The sequence below is a fragment of the Paludisphaera soli genome (assembly GCF_011064595.1).
Taxonomy (GTDB): domain Bacteria; phylum Planctomycetota; class Planctomycetia; order Isosphaerales; family Isosphaeraceae; genus Paludisphaera; species Paludisphaera soli.
On sequence record NZ_JAALJI010000007.1, the window covers coordinates 207,787 to 227,012 of the forward strand.

Annotated in this window: 19 protein-coding genes and 1 pseudogene; 10 read left to right on the plus strand and 10 right to left on the minus strand. The window is 70.5% G+C overall.

The features are described from left to right. Positions 1-70: 70 nt before the first annotated feature. Positions 71-760: a macro domain-containing protein gene (locus G6O68_RS11820; protein WP_206108076.1), complete on the minus strand. Its 690-nt coding sequence runs from the start codon at positions 758-760 to the stop codon at positions 71-73. Between the two features lie 199 nt (positions 761-959). Here G6O68_RS11820 and G6O68_RS11825 point away from each other — a divergent pair, with 199 nt between their 5' ends. From G6O68_RS11825 to G6O68_RS11835, 3 genes are all read left to right on the plus strand, one after another. Then, positions 960-2,672: a sensor histidine kinase gene (locus G6O68_RS11825; protein WP_165247900.1), complete on the plus strand. Its 1,713-nt coding sequence runs from the start codon at positions 960-962 to the stop codon at positions 2,670-2,672. Between the two features lie 5 nt (positions 2,673-2,677). Then, a complete protein-coding gene (locus tag G6O68_RS11830) occupies positions 2,678-3,808 on the plus strand; it encodes a PP2C family protein-serine/threonine phosphatase (RefSeq protein ID WP_165247902.1) in 1,131 nt (376 codons plus the stop codon). Positions 3,809-3,914: 106 nt separating this feature from the next. After that, positions 3,915-4,799, plus strand: coding sequence for an alpha/beta hydrolase (locus tag G6O68_RS11835; RefSeq protein ID WP_165247904.1), 885 nt, complete (start codon positions 3,915-3,917; stop codon positions 4,797-4,799). A 17-nt stretch (positions 4,800-4,816) separates the two neighbouring features. Here the strand turns inward: G6O68_RS11835 and dprA are convergent, their stop codons facing one another. Both dprA and aroB read right to left on the minus strand, forming a co-directional pair. Next, positions 4,817-5,947, minus strand: coding sequence for a DNA-processing protein DprA (gene dprA / locus G6O68_RS11840; RefSeq protein WP_240911138.1), 1,131 nt, complete (start codon positions 5,945-5,947; stop codon positions 4,817-4,819). 26 nt (positions 5,948-5,973) lie between these two features. Then, a complete protein-coding gene (aroB, locus tag G6O68_RS11845) occupies positions 5,974-7,122 on the minus strand; it encodes a 3-dehydroquinate synthase (protein ID WP_165247906.1) in 1,149 nt (382 codons plus the stop codon). A 312-nt stretch (positions 7,123-7,434) separates the two neighbouring features. On the opposite strand from aroB, the gene G6O68_RS11850 reads away from it, so the two are divergent. From G6O68_RS11850 to coaD, 6 genes are read left to right on the plus strand one after another with little or no spacing between them, the layout of a single operon-like run. After that, entirely contained in the window at positions 7,435-8,517 is a 1,083-nt protein-coding gene (locus G6O68_RS11850; RefSeq protein ID WP_165247908.1) for a site-2 protease family protein, read from the plus strand. A gap of 16 nt (positions 8,518-8,533) precedes the next feature. Continuing rightward, positions 8,534-9,001, plus strand: a complete 468-nt coding sequence (locus tag G6O68_RS11855) for a YkgJ family cysteine cluster protein (protein ID WP_240911139.1) — start codon at positions 8,534-8,536, stop codon at positions 8,999-9,001. Between the two features lie 45 nt (positions 9,002-9,046). Further along, the gene (locus G6O68_RS11860) at positions 9,047-9,607 is read left to right on the plus strand and encodes an HYExAFE family protein (protein ID WP_165247910.1); all 561 of its coding nucleotides are present in this window, start codon (positions 9,047-9,049) and stop codon (positions 9,605-9,607) included. Next, the gene (locus G6O68_RS11865; RefSeq protein WP_165247621.1) at positions 9,604-9,816 is read left to right on the plus strand and encodes a hypothetical protein; all 213 of its coding nucleotides are present in this window, start codon (positions 9,604-9,606) and stop codon (positions 9,814-9,816) included. The genes G6O68_RS11860 and G6O68_RS11865 overlap by 4 nt, the downstream gene beginning before the upstream one ends. A 34-nt stretch (positions 9,817-9,850) precedes the next feature. Beyond that, positions 9,851-11,020, plus strand: coding sequence for an aminotransferase class V-fold PLP-dependent enzyme (locus tag G6O68_RS11870; RefSeq protein ID WP_240911140.1), 1,170 nt, complete (start codon positions 9,851-9,853; stop codon positions 11,018-11,020). After that, a complete protein-coding gene (gene coaD, locus G6O68_RS11875) occupies positions 11,020-11,601 on the plus strand; it encodes a pantetheine-phosphate adenylyltransferase (RefSeq protein WP_165247912.1) in 582 nt (193 codons plus the stop codon). The genes G6O68_RS11870 and coaD overlap by 1 nt, the downstream gene beginning before the upstream one ends. 27 nt (positions 11,602-11,628) lie before the next feature. Here coaD and G6O68_RS11880 read toward each other — a convergent pair whose 3' ends face one another. From G6O68_RS11880 to G6O68_RS11895, 4 genes are all read right to left on the minus strand, one after another. Then, positions 11,629-12,372: a J domain-containing protein gene (locus tag G6O68_RS11880; RefSeq protein ID WP_165247914.1), complete on the minus strand. Its 744-nt coding sequence runs from the start codon at positions 12,370-12,372 to the stop codon at positions 11,629-11,631. Positions 12,373-12,433: 61 nt separating this feature from the next. After that, a complete protein-coding gene (locus G6O68_RS11885) occupies positions 12,434-13,498 on the minus strand; it encodes a protein arginine kinase (RefSeq protein WP_165247916.1) in 1,065 nt (354 codons plus the stop codon). Beyond that, positions 13,495-13,980 (minus strand): UvrB/UvrC motif-containing protein, encoded by a 486-nt coding sequence (locus G6O68_RS11890; protein WP_165247918.1) that lies wholly within the window; start codon positions 13,978-13,980, stop codon positions 13,495-13,497. Before G6O68_RS11890 ends, G6O68_RS11885 begins: the two co-directional genes overlap by 4 nt. 64 nt (positions 13,981-14,044) lie before the next feature. Then, positions 14,045-14,569 carry a UvrB/UvrC motif-containing protein gene (locus G6O68_RS11895; protein WP_165247920.1) on the minus strand — a complete coding sequence of 175 codons (525 nt, stop codon included), beginning with the start codon at positions 14,567-14,569 and terminating at the stop codon, positions 14,045-14,047. A 355-nt stretch (positions 14,570-14,924) separates the two neighbouring features. On the opposite strand from G6O68_RS11895, the gene trpE reads away from it, so the two are divergent. After that, positions 14,925-16,424 carry an anthranilate synthase component I gene (trpE, locus tag G6O68_RS11900; RefSeq protein ID WP_165247922.1) on the plus strand — a complete coding sequence of 500 codons (1,500 nt, stop codon included), beginning with the start codon at positions 14,925-14,927 and terminating at the stop codon, positions 16,422-16,424. A gap of 354 nt (positions 16,425-16,778) precedes the next feature. Here the strand turns inward: trpE and G6O68_RS11905 are convergent, their stop codons facing one another. The 3 genes and pseudogenes from G6O68_RS11905 to tet all read right to left on the minus strand — a co-directional run. Next, positions 16,779-17,291 (minus strand): hypothetical protein, encoded by a 513-nt coding sequence (locus G6O68_RS11905; RefSeq protein WP_165247924.1) that lies wholly within the window; start codon positions 17,289-17,291, stop codon positions 16,779-16,781. 86 nt (positions 17,292-17,377) lie between these two features. Beyond that, positions 17,378-17,809 (minus strand): hypothetical protein, encoded by a 432-nt coding sequence (locus G6O68_RS11910; protein WP_165247926.1) that lies wholly within the window; start codon positions 17,807-17,809, stop codon positions 17,378-17,380. Between the two features lie 92 nt (positions 17,810-17,901). Further along, positions 17,902-19,116, minus strand: a pseudogene (gene tet / locus G6O68_RS11915) (Tet(A)/Tet(B)/Tet(C) family tetracycline efflux MFS transporter); the annotation flags it as partial. Between the last annotated feature and the right edge of the window lie 110 nt (positions 19,117-19,226).

A 19,226-nucleotide genomic window follows, 5' to 3' on the forward strand; every position in this document is an offset into this window, starting at 1 on the left:
ACGTTCGTCCGAGCCCCTCGCGATTGTGCGACGCGTGCACGCATTCCACAAGCGAAATGCGTCCGCCCGATCAGATTTCGCCCGCGGGTCCGGGATATTGATCGGAGACGGCGAACGGGGCCTGCATCGGGTGGACCAGGCGACGCCAGCGACGTTCGATGATCATGTCGTAGGCCGCTCGCATCTGGGCCGCCGCGTCCTCGCCCGACATGCCGCCGACGCCCGTTCCCAGTCCGGAGCAGGCCAGCCCCGAGATCCGGGCGCCATCGCCCGGGTCGTGCTCCAGCACGGCGATCAAGGCGGCCCGGAAGGCCAGGTAGGCGTTGAGGGTCCGGTCGACCCGGCCGGGCACTCGCATGGTGGGCGCGACCACCAGCCAGGGGAACCGCCTGGACGGCATGGCGAGGATTTCGGCCGAGCCGACGGGGAGCTCGCCGTGCCGGCGCTCGGCGATCCGCCTCGTGACCTCGCGCTGGGCGGCACCCCCGTGGAAATCGTCGATCCGCTTGTCGAGGCCGCCTCCCATGTCGCCGAAGCTGTTCGCCGGGCTGAGGAGGGCGTCGCACCGGAGGTCGAGGAGATCGCCGACGAGCACCTCGGCGGTGTCGACGTCGCGGAATCGGCCCGCCAGCGCGGCGGCGACCTGCGGATTCGCGTCGCAGAAATGGAGCCGGACCGGCGCGCCCCCTCGGCCTCGACCGAAGGGCTTGATCGTCTTCATGCGCAGCCGCCTCGCCCGCGCCCGGAGGGCTTCCAGCATCCTCGGTCCTCGATCGGAGGTACGGACAGCGGCCGAGAATATCGGACGCGAACTCGTCCCGCAACGGAAGCCTTCCGAGACGTCGATGGACAAGCCGCGATCCGGGAGCCATCATTCCCGTTGGAGGCGGGCCGATTTTCCCCCGATCGGAGGGCGACGGGGGGGCGTGCGCCGACGGGGACGCCTGGCGATCGGAGGGATGGTGAAGCAGGAAGGCGATCGGTCGACCGGGCCCGGCCCCGACGCCGGGTGGGCCGGCCTCACGGACCACCTCTGGCGGTTCCGGGCGCAGTACCGCGACGTGCGCGACCCGGAGAAGATCCTCCGCGGGGCCCTTCGGCTCGGGATGGACCTGGCCGGCGCGCGCGAAGGGTGCGTGGGCGCGATCCATCCCGGCTCGGCCGAGGCCCGGCTCCTGCACCGGACGCCCGAAGACGGCCCGTGGGATCGCCGCCTCCTGTCGGGGTTCCTGCGAGGCGAGAAGGTGACGGTCCCCCCGGACGTCATGCTCGCCCGGCTCCGCCGCCACGGCCGGATGTGGGGCGCCCTGGCGATCCGCGACGCCGACGCGACCTTCGACTGGGACGCCCGCCAGGCCTTCTCGACGATCGGCGGGCTGGCCAACGAGCTGATCGACCAGGCCGACCTCCACCGGATCCGCGAGGTCCGCGCGCGGGTCGACCGCAAGGTGCTGGAGCAGAGCCACCCCAAGCACCTCTCCTACGAGGTGCTGCACGGCATCCGCTCGCTGATCTCCTACGACCATTCGGCCGCGCTCCTGATCCACGACGCCGACCTGGGAGTGCTGGAGGTCGTCGCCGAGCAGATCGCGTGGCGGAAGGCGAAGGGGGAGAACGTCGGCCGCAAGTTCCCGCTGAAGGCCTCGCTGCACGACGTCCTGGCGCAGCCCGTGGTGCTGGGGTTCGACCGCGAGGGGAACGGCTGGACCGACTGGGCCGGCGGCGGGGCGGCGATGCTGGCCGAGCTGCTCGACTACGACAAGGTCTCGCGGGCCGGGACGTTCACGCCGCCCGAGGGGGCGATCCTCTGCGCCTCGCTGATCACGCGGTCGGGGCTGCTGGGGGTCTTGAAGGTCGCCTCGATCCACCCCGGCTCGTTCTGCCAGTACGAGGTCGACCTGATCTCGCAATTCCTGCCCCAGGCGGCCGTCGCCTTGCAGAACGCGCGACGGACCGAGACGCTCGAACGCCGGATGATCGACGCTGAGCGCAAGCACGCCATGGCCGACCTGGCGCGGGGCGTCTCGCACGACGTGAACAACGCGCTCGGGGCGGTCCTGCCGCTGGTCCAGCAGCTTTTGGACGACCTGGAGACCGACGCCTTCGACGCCGAGTCGGCCACGGCCGACCTGCGGCAGGTGGAGCGTTCGATCCGGGTCTGCCGGCGGATCTTCGGCGGCATGCTGAACTTCGCGCGGGGCTCGACGCGGAATCCCAGCGACGTCTCGCCGGCCATGGCGGTCGACTCGGCCCTGGTCATCTTCCGCGAGGGACTGGAGCGGCGCGGCGTGAACCTGATCGTGGACGTGCCGGCCGACCTGCCCCCGCTCCACGCCGTTCAGGCCGACGTGGAGCAGCTCCTGCTCAACCTGATCAGCAACGCCCGCGACGCGACCGGGCCGGGCGACTCGCTGACGATCCGCGGGCGCGAGGCGGCCGGCTGGCTGGTGCTGGAAGTCGAGGACACCGGCTCGGGCATCGCGCCGGAGGACCTGGCGAAGCTCCAGGAACCGTTCTTCACCACCAAGACCAACGGCCACGGCCTGGGCGTGGCCATCTGCCGCTCGATCGCGGCGCAGCTCCGGGGCCAGCTCGCCATCGACAGCGTCCTCGGCGAGGGGACGCGGGTGAGGGTGAGCTTCCCCATCGACGAAGGGCGTGAAGGACCATGATGGATATGCAAGACGCCTCGATCCTCGTCGTCGACGACGACCCCGGGATGCTCCGCGCGGTGTCGCGGATCCTCTCCCGCCGGCACCACCGCGTCGTCGAGGCCGGGGGCGGCGCGGCGGGCCTGGAGGCCGCGAGCGTCGAGCCGTTCGACCTGGCGATCCTGGACATCCGGATGCCGGACATGAACGGCTTCGAGCTGATGAGGGCCCTCAAGAAGGACCAGCCCGGCCTCGACGTCATCATCATGACCGGCAACGCCGAGGACCCCGACGAGAACCTCCTGCGGGCGATCGACGAGGGGGCGTACTACTTCATCCAGAAGCCGTTCGACCGCCGGGTGATGCTCGCCCTGGTCAGTCGCTGCCTGGAGCTGCGGCGGCTCCGCGAGGAACGCGAGCGGTTCCTGGACCGCGTCGGCCGCGAGTTGGAGGAGGCGCGGCAGTTCCAGCTCAGCCTCCTCCCGCCGCCGGAATACGCGGCGCGAGGGCTGGCGATCGCCGCGCGGTACCAGGCGTCCAACGAACTGGCCGGCGACATCTACGACTACGCCGAGACCCGCGGCGGCGGCGTCTCGCTTCTCATCGCCGACGTGGCCGGCCACGGGACCTCGGCCGCGATGGTCACGGGCGTCGTCAAGGCGGGCTTCCGCGCCTCGCACGTCGACGACTTCGAGCCCTGCAAGGTCGTCGACCGGATCCGCGAGGGGATCCGCGACTTCGACCCCGGCCGCTTCGTCACCCTCTGCTGCATCCGGGTCCATCCCGACCGCGACGAGATCGAATACGTCAACGCCGGCCACCCCGAGGCCGTCGTCTTCGATCGCGGCGGCGGCGTTCGGCTGCTGGACTCGACCGGCCCCATCCTCTCGTCGGCCCTGGTCGACTTCCCCTGCGAGCAGTTGACGGCCGGGTTCGCGACGGGCGAATCGCTCCTGCTCTACACCGACGGCGTGACCGAGGCGCGGGGGGCGGGGGTGATGTTCGGCCGCGACCGGCTCCTGGAGGCGTTCCAGCGCAGCGGGCCCGACGGCGGCGTGCGGCTCGACGCCGTGCTCGACGCCGTGAGGCGGTACGCGGGGGCCTCGGCCCGCGACGACGACGTCACGCTCCTGACCCTGGCGCGCGGCGGGGCCTGAGCCCGCGGGAGATTTGGCCTCGATTGGATCGGCCGGCCTCTGCTAGACTCCACGCGCCGGAGCCGCACCCCCGCTCCGTCGACCTCCACGGAAGCCGAGGCGAACGATGACCAACGCGGGCTGCCGCCTCTCCGAACTGACCGTCACCGCCCCGGGGGGACGTCGGCTCAAGGGGCGATGGTGGCGCCGACTCCGTCCCGACGGCGTGATCGTCGTCTCGCACGGATTCGGAGAGCACGGCGGGCTTTACGCCCACGTCGCCGAGCACCTGGGGGCCGAGCTGAACGTGGACGTGGTGGCGCACGATTTCCACGGCCACGGCCGCAGCCCGGGGCGTCGCGGCGTCGTCCGACGCTACGAGGACCTGGTCGACGACCTGCACGCGGTCGCCTCCTGGGCCCGCCTCCACTTCGCCCACGTCCCCTTGTTCCTGCTGGGCCACTCCAACGGCGGCCAGGTCGCCCTGCGGTACGCGCTCGATCATGGCGCGGGGCTGGCGGGCGTGGTCGTTTCCAACCCGTTCATCCGGCTGGCCATGCGCGTGCCGCCGTTGAAGCTGAAGATCGGCCGGCTGCTGTTGCGTCTGGCTCCGTGGGCCACCCTGCGGGCCTTCGACGCCTCGCACGCCGAGAACCGCGACCCGGTCGTCCACGAGGCGATCCGGCGCGACCTCCTCCGCCACAACCGCATCAACCCGCCGTTCTACTTCGGCATGGTCGCCGGCGGCGAGTTGCTCCTCCGACGCGCCGGCGAACTGCATACGCCGCTCCTGATGATCGTCGGCGGCGACGACCCGGTCGTCGACCCGGCCTCGGTCCGCGAGTTCTTCGACGCCGTGGCGATCGAGGACAGGACCCTCATGCTCTACCCGAGCATGTTCCACGAGCCGCTCAACGAGCTGGGACGCGAGCGCGTCATGAACGACGTGGTCCGCTGGCTCGCCCCCCGCCTCGGGCCCGGCGAAGCCTACTACGGATCCCGCACCGGCTGAGTGGAGCGGCTTCGGCCTCAGGCCCGGACGAACTGGTGGCCGGGGAGCCGCTTGACCATACGCTTGAGTTCGAGCACGCTCAGGGTCGCCATGACCTGCGAGGCTGTCAGGCCGGTGCGGGCGATGAGGATGTCGACCCCGCTCGGTGCGTCGTCCAGGCAGCCCAGCAGCGAACGCTCCTGGTCGGTCAGCCCTAGCTCGGCCGGGTGGCGGACGGCCGGCTCGTCGGGCGCGGGCCGGACCTCGCGGACGAGGGGGCCGAGTTCCTCCAGCACGTCGTCGACCGTCTCGACCAGGCGGGCGCCGTCGCGGATGAGCCGGTGGCAGCCCCGGCTGGCCAGGCTGTCCACCGGGCCGGGCACGGCGAAGACCTCGCGGTTCTGCTCCATCGCGTGATGCGCCGTCGACAGCGAGCCGCTCCGGGGCGCGGCCTCGACCACGATGACGCCCAGGCAGAGGCCCGAGATGACGCGATTGCGTTGAGGGAAGAGCCCGGCGAGGGGCCCTTGCGTCATGGGGAGCTCGCTCACGACCGCACCCCGACCGGCGGCGATCTCGGCCGCGAGTTCCTCGTGCTCCGAGGGGTAGATGCCCGAGAGGCCGTTGCCCAGCACGGCGATCGTCCGGCCGCCGGCCTTCAGCGCCCCGCGGTGCGCGGCGGCGTCGATCCCCCGGGCCAGCCCCGAGACGATCGTGAAGCCGGTCCGCGCCAGGGCTGTGGCCAGGCGCTCGGCGGTGCGGATGCCATAGGGCGTGCAGCGCCGGGAGCCGACCAACGCGATGGCGATCTGGTCGCGGGCCTCGAACGACCCCTTGACGTAGAGCAAGGCGGGCGGGTCGGGGATCTCGTCCAGCGGCGAGGGATAGCGGTCGTCGCCGCGAGGGATGAGCGCGACACCGTGGCGCCGGCACTCGGCCAGCTCGCGGTCGGGATCGTTGTCGGCGCGGGCGTGCTTGATCCGGTCGGCCAGCTTGGGGCCGACGCCCGGCACCTCGCGAAGCTCGGAAACCGCCGCGTCGAGCACGGCGCCGGGCGTCCCGAACTGGTCCAGGAGCGCCCGGCTGGTGAGCGGCCCGACGCCGGAGGTCAGCATCAGCGTGAGCATGTCGCGGAGCGGGGCGTCGGCCGGGCTCGGACTCGGGTCCACGGGGCGGTCCTCGGTTCGGGGGGCGGTCAGGGGGCGTCGGGCCGGCAGAGGTCTTCGAGCAGGGCCCGCAGGTCGTCCACGCCGGCCGCGTCGGTCAGCTCGACTGACCCGAGCCGACGCGGCAGGACCAGGCGGATCCGCCCCCCCTTGTTCTTCTTGTCGCGCCCCATCGACTCCAGGAGCGGCCTGGGCGCGAGCCCCCGCAGCGACGTCGGCAGGCCGAAGCGTTCGAGCAGGCGGACGAGGCGGTTGGTGAATGCGGCGTCGACCCACCCCAGGCGTTCGGCCAGGCGGCTCTCGGCGACCATGCCGACGGCCACGGCCTCGCCGTGCTGGAAGGCGCCGCCGTAGCCGGCCGTCGCCTCGACGGCGTGGCCGATCGTGTGGCCGAAGTTGAGCATCGCCCGCAGCCCGGTCTCCTCGCGCTCGTCCTCCGAGACGACCGTGGCCTTCAGCTCGCAGCTGCGGGCGACGATCCGCCGCAGGCTCGCCGGCCGCTTCGCCAGGATCGCGTCGACGTCGTCCTCCAGCGTCTCGAAGAAGGGGGCGTCGAGGATGACGCCGTACTTGACCACCTCCGCCAGCCCGCATCGCAGCTCGCGGTCGGGGAGGTCGTTCAGGGTCGCCACGTCGACCCAGACGGCGATCGGCTGATGGAACGCGCCGACGAGGTTCTTGACCTTCGGCAGGTTCACGCCGACCTTTCCGCCCACCGAGCTGTCGACCTGGGCGAGCAGGGTCGTCGGGACCATGAACAGGGGCAGCCCCCGCGCGAAGGTCGCCGCGACGAAGCCTCCCAGGTCGCCGATCACCCCGCCGCCGACGGCCGCGACCAGCGTGTGCCGGTCGGCGGCCAGGGCCACGAGCCGGTCGTACAGGGACGCGGCGGTCGCCAGGCCCTTGCTGGCCTCGCCGTGGGGGACGACCGTCTGGACCGTCTCGATCCCCAGGGTTTCGAGGGCGTCGCGCACGAGGCCGGGGTAGGGGAGGGCGGCGACGTGGTCGTCGGTCAGGATCAGGGCCTTGCGACAGCCCCGGCCGGCCCACGATCGGTCGAGTGCGGCGCGGAGACGGCCGGGGAGCCGGTCCCAGCCGCCGTCGGCGACCTCGACGTCGTAGGAACGGTCGCCGAGCCTCACCGGAACGGTCGCGGGGCCCTCGTCGAAGCGTTGCATGGTCTCGGCCTGGAATGCGGTGAGGGGGAACGGCCGGCGCCTCCGGCCGACTGCCAGTGTAGCATATTCCGCCCCGCTGTTGGACGCGGCGGCGGGGGCGGCGCCGGGGTTTTCACGCCGGGCGAGACGCCTCGGGAGCCGGTCCGAACTCGACGGGGGCCAGGCCCGTCGTCGAAAGATTACGGAGATCGACGGCGACGTGATCCGCCTCGTCTCTTCGGCCCTCGACGATCCTTGACGGGGCTGTTACAGTTGAAGTGGCTCGACGTCCCGCAAACCGCATGACGGCATCCCCTTTCGAGCGCCCAGCCCATGAGCGATCTTCTGACGTGGTCGCCGATTCACCTGGGGCGTTGGTTCGGCACGACGGTCAAGGTCCACATCTCCCTGATCATCTTCGTCGCCTCTCTGCTCATCACGGCCCCGTTCGAGCCCACCAAGGGCACCATCTCCTCGAAGCTGGAGGAGTCGATCGCCTGGGTCGCGCTTTTCCTGCTGGCCCTGGCGATCCACGAGGCGGTCCACGCGCTCGTCGCCCGTCGGCTGGATTGCGAGCAGGAGGACGTCCACCTCTGGCCGCTCGGGAACCTCGTCGGCCCGTCGACGCCCCCCCGCGGCGCGAGCTACATGCTGGTGGTGATCGCCGGGCCGTTCACCAGCGGCGCCGTCGCGTTGGTCGTCGCGGCCCTCCTCGGCTTCGGCTGGGACGCCCAGTTCGCCTGGAACCCGCTGGCACGCGACGCCGACGTGGGCGCCCCGTGGATCGCCGGCCAGGGCAAGGCGGAGGCGATGTCGGCCCCGTGGCTGTTGGGCTGGTTCGGCTACGTCAACTACCTGATCTTCCTCGCCAACCTGCTCCCCGCACTGCCGTTCGACGGCGGCCGGCTGTTCCGCTGGTGCCTGGCGAACAGCTCGGTCGGCACGACCCGCGACAGCATGGTCGCCCCCTGGACGGCCCGCGCCACGGCCGCCGTGCTGTTCCTGATCGGTGCCGCCCGGCTGCTGTTCGGCCAGCGCTGGGACGGCCTGACGATCATCATGCTGGCCGTCCTCATCGAGCTGTTCGTGCGGTCGGAGGCGCGAGTCCTGGAGGACGGGGGGTATTTCGACGACGGCCTGTTCGGCTACGACTTCTCCGAGGGGTATACTAGCCTCGAAAGCGGCGCGGCCAAGGTCCGCCCCTACCGCGAGAGTGCGCTGAAGCGCTGGCGGCGGCGGAGGTCCGACCAGCGACGCCAGCGCCGGATCATGCAGGAAGTGGCCGAAGAGCGGCGGATGGACGAGATCCTCGACAAGATCCACCGCGAGGGGCGATCGTCCCTCACCGACGAGGAGAACCGCTTCCTCGTCCGCGTCTCGGCCCGCTTCCGCAACCGCCAGAACACGCAGGACTGACCTCAGGGGAGACCCGGTGAAGAAGCCCTCGTTCCCCTTGCCCTTGCCCGTCGTCAAGCCGACCCGCGACCAGCTCAAGCCCGGCGAGAGCCTCTGCGACTACTGCACCGGCAAGTGCTGCCGCTACTTCTCGACTCCCATCGAGACCCCCACCGCCTGGGACGACTACGACGCAATCCGCTGGTACCTGGCCCATGAGCTGACCCTGGTCTACGTCCACGAGGAGACGTGGTATCTCCTGGTTTCCAGCAAGTGCCAGTACCTGCTGGAAGACTATCGCTGCGCCATCTACCACGACCGCCCGAAGATCTGCCGCGAGTACACCACCAAGGACTGCGAGTACGACGACGACTGGTCGTTCGACAAGGTCTTCGAGACCCCCGAGCAGATCTGGGAGTACGCCGAGGCCCTGCTCCCCCCCAGGCCGAAGCCCCCGGAGCGGCGCGGCCTCGGCTTGCTGCCGATCGTGACCGCGCCCTCCTGACCCGTTCGCCCGCCGAGGTCGTCCCCCAGCCGGAAGTCCCGATCCATGGCGATCCGCTCCAATCACTACGAGGCCGCGTTCGAGGCGTACATCCGCTCTCTGCGCGTCCCCTGCGTGGCGGTGGACGAGGCCAAGCGGGCGATTTTCGGGGACGGGGGGGTGAAAAACCCGGACTTCCTCCTGTATCCTCGATTCGCCGACAACCTGGTCGTCGAGGTGAAGGGGAAGCGGGCCAAGGATCGCCGAGGCCGCCGCGACTGGGAGAACTGGGTGACGACCGACGACCTCGACGGCCTGGTCCGCTGGGGCGAGCTGTTCGGGCCCGGCTTCCGGCCGATCCTCGCCTTCGCCTATGCCGAGCAGCCCCAGGAGTTCGGGCTCGCCAGCCACGACGGGGCCTTCGCCTTCCGCGGCCTGGAGTACCGCTTCTGGGCCGTCGGCCTGGACGACTACCTGGCCCACCTGAGGTCGCGAGGGCCCGCCTGGAAGGCGGTGGCGATGGCCCGCCGGGCCTTCCGACGCCGCGTCCGCCCGCTCTCCGAATGGCTGCCGATGCTCGCCGAATCGCCGAGACGTCCCAAACCCGTCAAGGAACGCGAACGATGAACCCGATGCGACGCCGATGGACCCGCAGCCTCGCGACCGGCCTGGTGGCCCTCGGCCTCATGCTCTCCGCCGCCCCGGCCTCCGTGCGCGCCCAGGAAGATCCCGAGGCCGAGGGGGAAGCGGAAGGTCGGCCGCTCGACGGCTACGCGGGGACCTTCATCCTGGCCGCCCTGGCCGTCTTCATCATCGGCAAGAGCGCCCGCCGCTGAGGCCGGGCCGAGTTGGGAAAGCGAAGGGCCGCTGATGGCGATCGACTGGGCCGCGATCCGCGAGGTCGAGTTCCCGGTGGCGCGGGAATGGGCCTACTTCGACCACGCGGCGGTGGCCCCGGTGCCCCGCCGCGCCGCCGAGGCCGTGCGGCTCTGGGCCGAAAACCAGGCCGACCACGGCGCGGTGAACTGGAAGACCTGGGGCGACAAGATCGAGGCGCTCCGCGTCGGCCTGGCCGGCTGGATCGCCGCCGATCCCGACGAGATCGCCTTCGTCGCCAACACGACCCACGGCATCGGCCTGGTCGCCGAGGGCTTCCCCTGGCGTCCCGGCGACAACGTGGTCGTCCCGGCGGACGAATACCCGTCGAACGTCTACCCCTGGATGAATCTGGCGGACCGAGGCGTCGAGACCCGAATGGTCCCGTCTCGGGACGATCGCATCTTGCTGGACGACCTGCGGGCGGCGATGGACGACCGGACGCGGGTCCTCGCCGTCAGCCACGTCGAGTTCGCCTCCGGCTTTCGCAACGACCTGGACGCGATCGGCGAGCTTTGCCGGTCGCGGGGCGTCGCCCTGTTCGTGGACGCCATCCAGGGGCTCGGCCCGCTGGAGATGGACGTGAGCCGGACGCCCGTCGACTTCGCGGCGGCCGACTCCCACAAGTGGCTCCTCGGGCCCGAGGGGGCGGGCTTCCTGTACGTCCGCCGCCAGTGGATCGACCGCCTCCGCCCCCTGGGCGTCGGCTGGCACAGCGTCACGGCTTCGTTCAGCGCCCCGGGGCTGGACTTCACCCTCAAGCCCAACGCCCAGCGCTGGGAGGGGGGCTCGTGCAACATGCCGGGCCTCCAGGGCTTCGCCGCCAGCATGGAACTGCTGGGGGAGATCGGCCCGGCCGCCCTGTCGCGCCGCCTGCTGGACCGGGCCGAGGCCGTCCGCGAGGCGGTCGCCGAGGCGGGCTGGCGGGTCCTGGGCTCGACCATCCCCGAGGAACGCTCGGCGATCGTCACGGCGGCGGCCGAAGGGGTCGATCCCGACGCGGCCGTGGCGCTGCTCCGCGGCCGCAAGGTAGTGGCGTCGTCGCGCCGGGGACGTCTGCGGTTCAGCCCCCACCTCTACACCGACGAACGCGACCTGCGGAGCCTCTGGGACGGCCTGATCGCCGCACGCGGCGCGCATCCCCCGACCGCGAAAGGACGCTGATGCGACCGCCCCGAGACGTCTCCGACCCCCTGCGCAAGGCCGTGTTCACCGGCACGTTCGACCCGATCTCGCTGGGGCACCTCGACGTGATCCGTCGCGGCCGCCTGCTGTTCGAGCACCTGGTGGTCGGCATCGGCGTGCATCCCAGCAAGACCTCGCTGTTCAGCCTGAAGGAGCGGATCGAGCTGGCCGAGCGCGTGGTCGCCCCGTTCGACAACGTGACGGTCGAGTCATTCGAGGAGCTGACGGTCCAGTATGTCCGTCGGATCGGGGCGCGGGTGATCCTGCGAGGGCTTCGGACGCTGACCGACATGGAGTACGAGTTCGGGATGACGCTGACCAACCAGCGGCTCGACCCCGAGATCGAGACGGTCTTCCTCATGGCAGACGGCCAGTATTCCCACGTCTCCAGCTCGCTGATCCGGCAGGTGGCGAAGTTCGGCGGGGCCGACGCGCTGCGGCCGTTCGTGCCCGAGGTCCTGATCGGGCCGATCCTCGCCAAGGTGAAGCGCCACGCCCCCGACGACCCCTACGTCGACTACGACAAGTCGGGCCCGAAGGACGCGCCTTCGCCGCCCTGAGACCTGTCCGGATCGGGCCGCCGTCGGTCAGCTCCAGTTGCGGGGGATGAAGAGGTCGCGCGACCACTGCCGCATCCCGAGGTCGCGGGCATGGAGCGCCTCTTGCAGGAGCCGGATCGACTTCCAGGTGCGGTCGAAGCTCGAATACGTGAGCCAGCCGGTGAAGCCGCCGTCGTGGGCGTGGCTCCGCGAGCTGACGGCGCGGGTGGTGAGCACCTGGTGGTCGAAGACCTCGCTGAGCGAGGCAAGGATCTCCGCTTCCTCGCCCGCGGCGAGTTGCAGGTCCCCCTGGCCCTGGTCCGGCCAGGTGATGTTGACGCTGCAGCTCAGGAAGCGGTCGTCGTCGGAGGACTTCTGGTTAAGCCAGAGGTAAGACGCCTGGTCCCAGAGGTAGCGGACCGAGAGCAGCTCGACGGCCACGCGGCGATGCGCCGGCACGTCCTTGTCGACGATGCCGACGTAGACCGACTCGCTCTTGGGCTCGGCGCGGGCGTGGTGGGCGTCGCGTCCCGGCCTCGCCTGCTGGCCCGCCGCCCCGGCGGGTGCCGGCCGGGAGGGGGGCGTCTCGGTCCGGGTGGCCCGCATGACGCGGTTGGTGCTGAGCAGCTCATACGCCTGGGCGAGGATGCGGAAGGTCCAGTCCTCGCCGCCGACGTCGGGGTGGTACTTCTTGGACTTGGCGCGGTAGGCGTCGCGGATCTGTTCCAGCGAGGCGTCGTGGGTCACGCCGAGGACGGCGTACGGGTCGATGTCGAAGCTGAAGGATCCCAAGTCGTCGATCCTGTCCGGTAGGGGTGGGGGCGGTCTTCGTCCGGCCTCCGGGGGCCTCGCCTCATTCGTCCTCGACGGCTCGGCCGTTAGCCAGCCTGCTGCGGAGGAGCGACGCCCGGGCCACGTTGCGCTGGTCGCTGTCCAGTTCGCTGCCGCGGAGCTTCTGCAGGAACGCGGGCTGGGTCTGGATGAACAGCTCGTTGACGGTGGCGATGGAGAGGTCGTCGATCAGGCCGAGGTTCACGCCCATGCGGACGCTGGAGAGGAGCAGCATGGTCTCCTCGCTGGAGATGGTCTGGGCGGTCTTGAGGACGCCGTAGGCCCGGCTGACCTGGTCGTGGAGGTGCTGGCGGCGGCCGGTGACCAGCTCCTGGCGGGCCGACCGCTCGTACTGGAGCACCTGGGGGACGACGTCGGTGAGGATCTTGATGATCTCCTCCTCGCTCTTGCCCAGGGTCTGCTGGTTGGAGATCTGGTAGAAGTCGCCGAAGGCCTGGGAGCCCTCGCCGTAGAGGCCGCGGACGGCCAGATTGATCTTCTGGAGGGCGCGGAAGACCTTGTCGATCTGCTTGTTGGCCACGAGCCCCGGGAGGTGGAGCATGACGCCGACGCGGATACCGGTGCCGACGTTGGTGGGGCAGGCGGTCAGGTAGCCGAGCGACGAGCTGTAGGCGAAGGCGATGTCGTCCTCGAGCTGGTCGTCCAGGGCGTTGATCTCGTCCCAGACCTCAGGGAGGCGGAAGCCCGAGAGCATGTACTGGATGCGGAGGTGGTCCTCCTCGTTCACCATGATCGAGATGTTCTCCTTGGGGGTCACGGCGACCCCGCGGGGGCCCTCGCCGGCGGCGAGCTCCCGGGAGATGATCTGACGCTCGACCAGGAACTGGCGGTCGAGGTCGCTCATGGCGTTGACGTCGAAGTAGGCGGCCTCGACCCCGGCGGCGTCGACGGCCGAGCGGACCTGGGATTCGATCCCGGCCTTCTCGTTGCGGCTGGCGCGGTTGGTGAACGGGAAGTCGGCCAGGTTGCGGGCGAGCCGGATGCGCGAGCACATCACGATGTCGCTCTCGGGGCCGGTGCCCCGGAGCCATTCGCCGGAGGTCCTCGTCAGGTCGTCCAGTGTCATGCGTGTTGATCCTTGAGGCGAAGCTGGTCTCTCAGCCTCGCGGCTTCTTCGTAGTCTTCGCGGGCGACGGCCTGACGGAGCTGGGAGCGGAGGCGGAGCCGGAGCGAGGCCCCGGGGCGGAGCCTGGCCTGCTTGCCGACGTGCCGGGTGGCCCCGTGGAAGCGCTGGAGCATCGGCAGCAGGCCCTCGCGGAAGACCCGATAGTCGTGCGGGCAGCCGAGCCGCCCGCCGGTGCGGAAGTCCATGTAGCGGAGCCGGCAGTCCGGGCAACGGGACTCGGCCAGCTCGCCGACGAGTTCGCCGACGTTCTTCTGGATGAGCCCCTGGAGGACGGCGTCCAGCCCGAGGTCCGGCGGGGCGTCCGGGAGCGTCAGGCCCGCCTCCCGGGCGCAGTCGACGCACAGGTGACGCTCGCGGCGGCGCCCGTCCACCAGCTCGGTGAGGTGGACGACGGCCTCGTTCTGGCATTTCTGGCAAATCATGACCGGGTCCGCCCCCAGGAGTTCGATGTCGATCCGGCCCGGCCCTCGCCCCGCCTCGCGCCGGTCAATCCTGGTCCTGCTCGATCTCCTTGATCTTGTCTCGGAGCTTGGCGGCGGCCTCGTAGTCCTCGGCGGCGACCGCCCGCTTCAGCTCGTTGCGGAGCTGGATCAGGGTGGTCTGCTGCTGGGTGTTGCGGGGGGCCCGCTTGGGGACCTTGCCGGAGTGCCGGGTCTCCCCGTGGATGCTCTCCAGCAGCGGCATCAGCTCGTCGCGGAACACCTCGTAGTCGTAGGGGCAGCCCAGGCGTCCCGAGTTGCGGAACTCGAGGAACGTGATCTGGCAGACCGGGCACACCTGCTTGTCGGCCGGCGAGGGCTCGCGGAGCGTCGGCGGGGCGCTGCCGACCCCGGCGTGGCTCGCCAGCTTCTTGGCCAGCTCGCCGATCGGCGGGGCCTCGGCGGCGTCCTCCGGGGGGGCCAGGTGCTGCCGGGCGTGCTCGTCGCAGAAGTGGAATTCCTGGTGCTTGCCCTTCTCGATGACGTCCGTGATGTGGAAGGTCGCCGGCTTCGCACACTTCTGGCATTTCATGGGTGTTGTCTCCGCCGGCGCCCGCGAAGGCCGGCGACGGGCCGTGGTCCGGGGGACGCCCGACGGGCGGGGATTCCGCTTCGAGCGTGCGCGTGCGACGCCTTCACGATCTCGCCCGCCGTCGTGTCGTAAATTTCATTCTAATTGACCCCCGGAGGGTGTCAAGAAACCCGAACGCCGGCCTGACGACCCCGACCCTCGCGAACCCACCCCGCGCGGCCCTCGTCCGGAGTCGAACGGCCCGCGCGCCGAGGCGGCTCGCCGAGCCGCCCGGCTTGTCGCGCGCGGCCCGGGTTGCTAACGTACTCACGGACTCGGCTTACGGCCCCAGACCCCGGAACCGCGACGACCCGACATGAGCATCCACCGACCTTCGTTCGAGGATTTCGCGGCCCGAGCCGGATCGGCGGCCTGCGTCCCGGTCTATCGCCAGCTCGTCGGCGACAACCTGACCCCCGTCTCCGCCTTCGGCCGGATCGAGCGATCGGCACCGTCCTTCCTGTTCGAGAGCGTCGTCGGCGGCGAGAAGGTCGGCCGCTTCAGCTTCCTGGGGACCGAGCCCTTCCTCCGCTTCGAAGCCCGAGGCGACCAGGTCCTCGTCACCGAGCCGGGGAATCCCGGCTCCGAACGCCGGTCCACGTCCGCCGACCCTTTCGTCGAACTGGAACGCCTGGTCGACAAGTACCGCGCGGCGCACGTCCCGGGGCTTCCTCGGTTCACCGGCGGTGCGGTCGGCTACGCGGCCTACGACGCCGTCCGCTACACCGAACGCCTCCCGAACGTCCCGGCCGACGACCGCGGCCTCCCCGACCTCTCCTTCGCGTTCTTCGACCGGATGGTCCTGTTCGACCACATCCGCAAGACGGTCCTGGTCGTCGCCCACGCCCACCTGGAGCCCGGCTGCGACCTCAAGGCGGCCTACGATCGGGCCTGCTCGCGGGTGGACGAGTTGGTCGAACGCCTGGGCACGCCCGGGGCCGACCTGCCGCTCCGCGACATCGACGCCGACGGCCCCTTCGGCCTCCAGCCGAGGTCCAACGTCTCGCGTGAGGCCTACGAGGACGTCGTGCGCCGCTGCCAGGAATACATCAAGGCCGGCGACATCTTCCAGGTCGTCCCCAGCCAGCGGTTCGAGCTGACGACCACCGCGAAGCCGTTCAACATTTACCGCGTGCTGCGGGTGGTGAACCCGAGCCCGTTCCTCTTCTACCTGACCTTCGACGACTTCCAGCTCATCGGCAGCTCGCCGGAGATCCTGGTCCGCGTCGAAGAGGGGATGGTGACGATCCGCCCGCTCGCCGGCACCCGACGCCGGGGCAAGGACGAGGCCGAGGACCAGGCGCTCGCCGAGGAGCTGCTGGCCGACCCCAAGGAGCGGGCCGAACACATCATGCTCGTCGACCTGGGCCGCAACGACGTCGGCCGGGTCGCCGAGTACGACTCGGTGACCCTCTCCGACGTGATGAAGGTCGAGCGCTACTCCCACGTCATGCACATCACCTCGAACGTGACGGGGAAGCTCAAGGAGGGCAAGACGGCCTTCGACGCCCTCCGCGCCGGCCTGCCGGCGGGCACCGTCTCCGGGGCCCCGAAGGTCCGGGCGATGGAGATCATCGACGAGATGGAGCCCACCAAGCGCGGGCCGTATGCGGGGGCCGTCGGCTACATCGACTTCACCGGCAACATGGACACCTGCATCGCCCTGCGGACCCTGGTCCTCCAGGGCGACAAGGCCTACGTCCAGGCCGGCGGCGGCGTCGTCTACGACAGCATCCCCTCCGCCGAATTCGAGGAGACCGTCAACAAGGCCCGCGGGCTCTTGAAGGCCATCGAGATCGCCGAAACCCAGCTCTGAGATCCTCGAGATCGGCTTCGATTGGGTTCGTTCGCGCGCGGTGAGTATTGACGTAAGCTATTGGCGTTCAGCGACTTAAGTTCGGCAGGGGGTTGGCTTCGTTCGGCTCGCTTGGTGGGTCACGTCGCAGCCGGATCCGCGACCGTGGGGCGAGCCCTGCGCGCAGGGCTCCCACCTGGAGTCTGGTCTCGGAATGGGAGTTTCGAAGTCGCCCCTCGCGTCGGTCGCAGCGGGTTTGGAAAACCCGCGGCACCCGACGCTCCTCCGCCACGTCTCGGTCGCGTTGGGTGAGGAGCCTCCGAGAAACGGCCTCTCGGCCCCCTCGGGGGAAGGACCGACGCGAGGGGCGCGGGCTCAGGCTCGCGACGGGGCCACGAACATCGCCGCGCGATGCAGGGCGCGGGCCAGGTGGAGCCGGCCGGCGACGCTCGCCGCGCGGAGGTGGCCTGCGAGGCCTCGCAGGCCGCGTTCCAGCCGCGATCGGCGGCTCGGCGTCGCGACGTGCCGTCCAAACCAGCGGCGGGTCGACCGCGCAGCGGCGGATACCGCGTCGGGGCCGGAATCCAGCCAGCGGATCTCGGGCTGCGGCTCGACCTTCGTCGGCGTGCGATAGGCCTCGGCCGCGGCCTTCCAGGCGGCCCAGACCCGCTCGATTTGCGCCTCGGCGCGCTGGGGCCGGTTCGCGACGGAGGCGAAGAGGACTGCGAGCCCCGCCGAGGCCGCCGAGGCGAGGAGCAGGGGGGGCCCAGCGGCCCCGAAGACGATCCCCGCCGCGCCGAAGGTGGCGAGGGCCCCGGCGGCCATCGCGCAGGTGGAGGCCGCCGAAGCGGCGAACGCGGTCGTTCGGGTCGAAGAAGGGGAATCCATGAGCCGTCTCCCGGGCGTGCCGACGATCCCTCGTCCGTCGCGAGGTCTCTCGGTTATTCGCCCGGCGGGCCGAAATCTTCGGCGAGTCAGTCCAGGAGCCGCGAGGCCGCGTCCGGCTTGGGCTTCGCCTCCGCGTCCGTCGACGCGAAGAATTCCCCGTACGCCGCCCTGGCGGCGCGAGCAAATCGGCCGGACAGCCCGCCGCCGCGGCCGAGCCGGACTCCGAGCCAGAGGAGGAACGCGGTGACCATGAAAAACGTCCCCGACATCGCGGCCATGCCGGAACTCACCGGACCCCAGCCCCGCTGAGGCTCCAACAGCGAACCCAACCAGCGGACGGCCCAGACCACGCCGACGAAACCTTGGATTCCGGCCAACGCGAACAGCCCGATCGCCAGCTTGTTTCCAGGGCCCGATTGTCGGAACCTCTGGCCGGTGCGGGAATCCCGCGAACGGGCGACGACGCGACCGGCCGCGAAGACGGCGACCAGGATCAGGAGGATCTCGGGCCCGGACACGGTCGACTCCCTGGAATCACGTTCCAGACGCCCTACGCGACGGGCGACGAGTATTCGTCCGCCGCCGGCGATTCTTGGAGATCCCCGCCGGTTTCCTCGCGGTTGGGCCCAATTCCGGCCTCGGGTTCGCGTCGACCATACCAGAAGATCGGGAAGCAGAGCAGGTAGACGAGCGAGCCGACGAGCCAGACGGGGCTCGGGTAGTCGTTCTTGGTGGCGGCGTAGAAGTTGGTGACGACGACCGGCCCGAAGATCGTCGCCAGGGCCATCACCGCCACCAGCGTCCCTTGCAGCTCGCCCTGCTGGTCCTCGTCGACCTGCTTCGAGAGGATCGCCTGGAGCGCGGGCATGGCGATGCCGCCGATCGCCAGCGGGATGCAGATGGCGAAGCCCATCCAGCCCTGGGTGGCGAACCCCATCATCAGGAACCCGGCGTTGTCGGCGATCAAGGCGATGAGGAGCGTCCGACGCTCGCCGAACCGCGCGGTCAGGCGGCCCGTCAGGAACGCTTGCGACACGGCGTAGAGCAGGCCGAAGAAGGCGAAGGTCATCCCGACGGTGCGGGCGTCCCAGCGGAACTGATGCTCGCCGTAAAGCACCCAGATCGACTGGGGGACCTGTCCGACGCAGCAGATGATCGCATAGACCAGCACGAACGGCAGCACCCCCCGCAGGCCGAACATCCAGCGCAGCGACCGGAACGGGTTCAGGTGCGGCAGCTCGAACGCCTTCGATTCGGCCCGGTGCGACTCCGGGAGGACGAGCAGGCCCATCAGGAAGTTGATCCCGTTGAAGAGGGCCGCCGCCAGAAACGGATAACGCGGGGAATACGAGCCCACCAGGCCCCCGATGACCGGCCCGACGATGAAGCCGACGCCGAAGGCCGCGTTCAGATAGCCGTAGCGGCGGGCGCGATCCTCGTCCGACGAGATGTCGGCAATGTAGGCGGTGGCGACGGCCAGGTTCGCCCCGGTGACGCCGGCGATGATCCGGCCGACGTACAGCAACGCCAGCGTCGGCGCGAACGCCATCAGCGTGTAGTCGATCGCCGCCCCTGCGAGCGAGACCAGCAGCACCGGCCGCCTGCCGAACCGGTCGCTCAGCGCGCCCAGGATCGGCGAGAAGACGAACTGCATCAGGGCGTAGATCGACAGGAAGTAGCCGTAGTGGTCGTCCACGTCCTGCCGGTGCAGGACCTCGCGCAGGAGGGTCGGCAGGACGGGGATGATGAGCCCCATGCCGATGGCGTCGAGCGCCGCCGTGGCGAGGATGACGGTGAGCGGCCGTTTCGAGGAGCTGGCGACGATCAAGGCGATCCCTCGCGAACGAGTCTCTCGAGGCCCGGGACTGCGATCGGCCCCGGGCGATCCCTGGAGACAGTCGACGTCAGGTCGAGGTTCGCGACATCGGCCGCGAT

Excerpts from the sequence above, each read along its gene's own strand:
- G6O68_RS11860 (WP_165247910.1), top strand. The coding sequence starts at position 9,047 with ATGGCGATCCGCTCCAATCACTACGAGGCCGCGTTCGAGGCGTACATC.
- aroB (WP_165247906.1), bottom strand. The coding sequence starts at position 7,122 with ATGCAACGCTTCGACGAGGGCCCCGCGACCGTTCCGGTGAGGCTCGGC.
- G6O68_RS11865 (WP_165247621.1), top strand. The coding sequence starts at position 9,604 with ATGAACCCGATGCGACGCCGATGGACCCGCAGCCTCGCGACCGGCCTG.
- G6O68_RS11890 (WP_165247918.1), bottom strand. The coding sequence starts at position 13,980 with ATGATTTGCCAGAAATGCCAGAACGAGGCCGTCGTCCACCTCACCGAG.
- G6O68_RS11850 (WP_165247908.1), top strand. The coding sequence starts at position 7,435 with ATGAGCGATCTTCTGACGTGGTCGCCGATTCACCTGGGGCGTTGGTTC.
- G6O68_RS11825 (WP_165247900.1), top strand. The coding sequence starts at position 960 with ATGGTGAAGCAGGAAGGCGATCGGTCGACCGGGCCCGGCCCCGACGCC.
- G6O68_RS11895 (WP_165247920.1), bottom strand. The coding sequence starts at position 14,569 with ATGAAATGCCAGAAGTGTGCGAAGCCGGCGACCTTCCACATCACGGAC.
- G6O68_RS11820 (WP_206108076.1), bottom strand. The coding sequence starts at position 760 with ATGCTGGAAGCCCTCCGGGCGCGGGCGAGGCGGCTGCGCATGAAGACG.
- G6O68_RS11885 (WP_165247916.1), bottom strand. The coding sequence starts at position 13,498 with ATGACACTGGACGACCTGACGAGGACCTCCGGCGAATGGCTCCGGGGC.
- coaD (WP_165247912.1), top strand. The coding sequence starts at position 11,020 with ATGCGACCGCCCCGAGACGTCTCCGACCCCCTGCGCAAGGCCGTGTTC.
- trpE (WP_165247922.1), top strand. The coding sequence starts at position 14,925 with ATGAGCATCCACCGACCTTCGTTCGAGGATTTCGCGGCCCGAGCCGGA.
- G6O68_RS11835 (WP_165247904.1), top strand. The coding sequence starts at position 3,915 with ATGACCAACGCGGGCTGCCGCCTCTCCGAACTGACCGTCACCGCCCCG.
- G6O68_RS11905 (WP_165247924.1), bottom strand. The coding sequence starts at position 17,291 with ATGGATTCCCCTTCTTCGACCCGAACGACCGCGTTCGCCGCTTCGGCG.
- G6O68_RS11830 (WP_165247902.1), top strand. The coding sequence starts at position 2,678 with ATGCAAGACGCCTCGATCCTCGTCGTCGACGACGACCCCGGGATGCTC.
- G6O68_RS11870 (WP_240911140.1), top strand. The coding sequence starts at position 9,851 with ATGGCGATCGACTGGGCCGCGATCCGCGAGGTCGAGTTCCCGGTGGCG.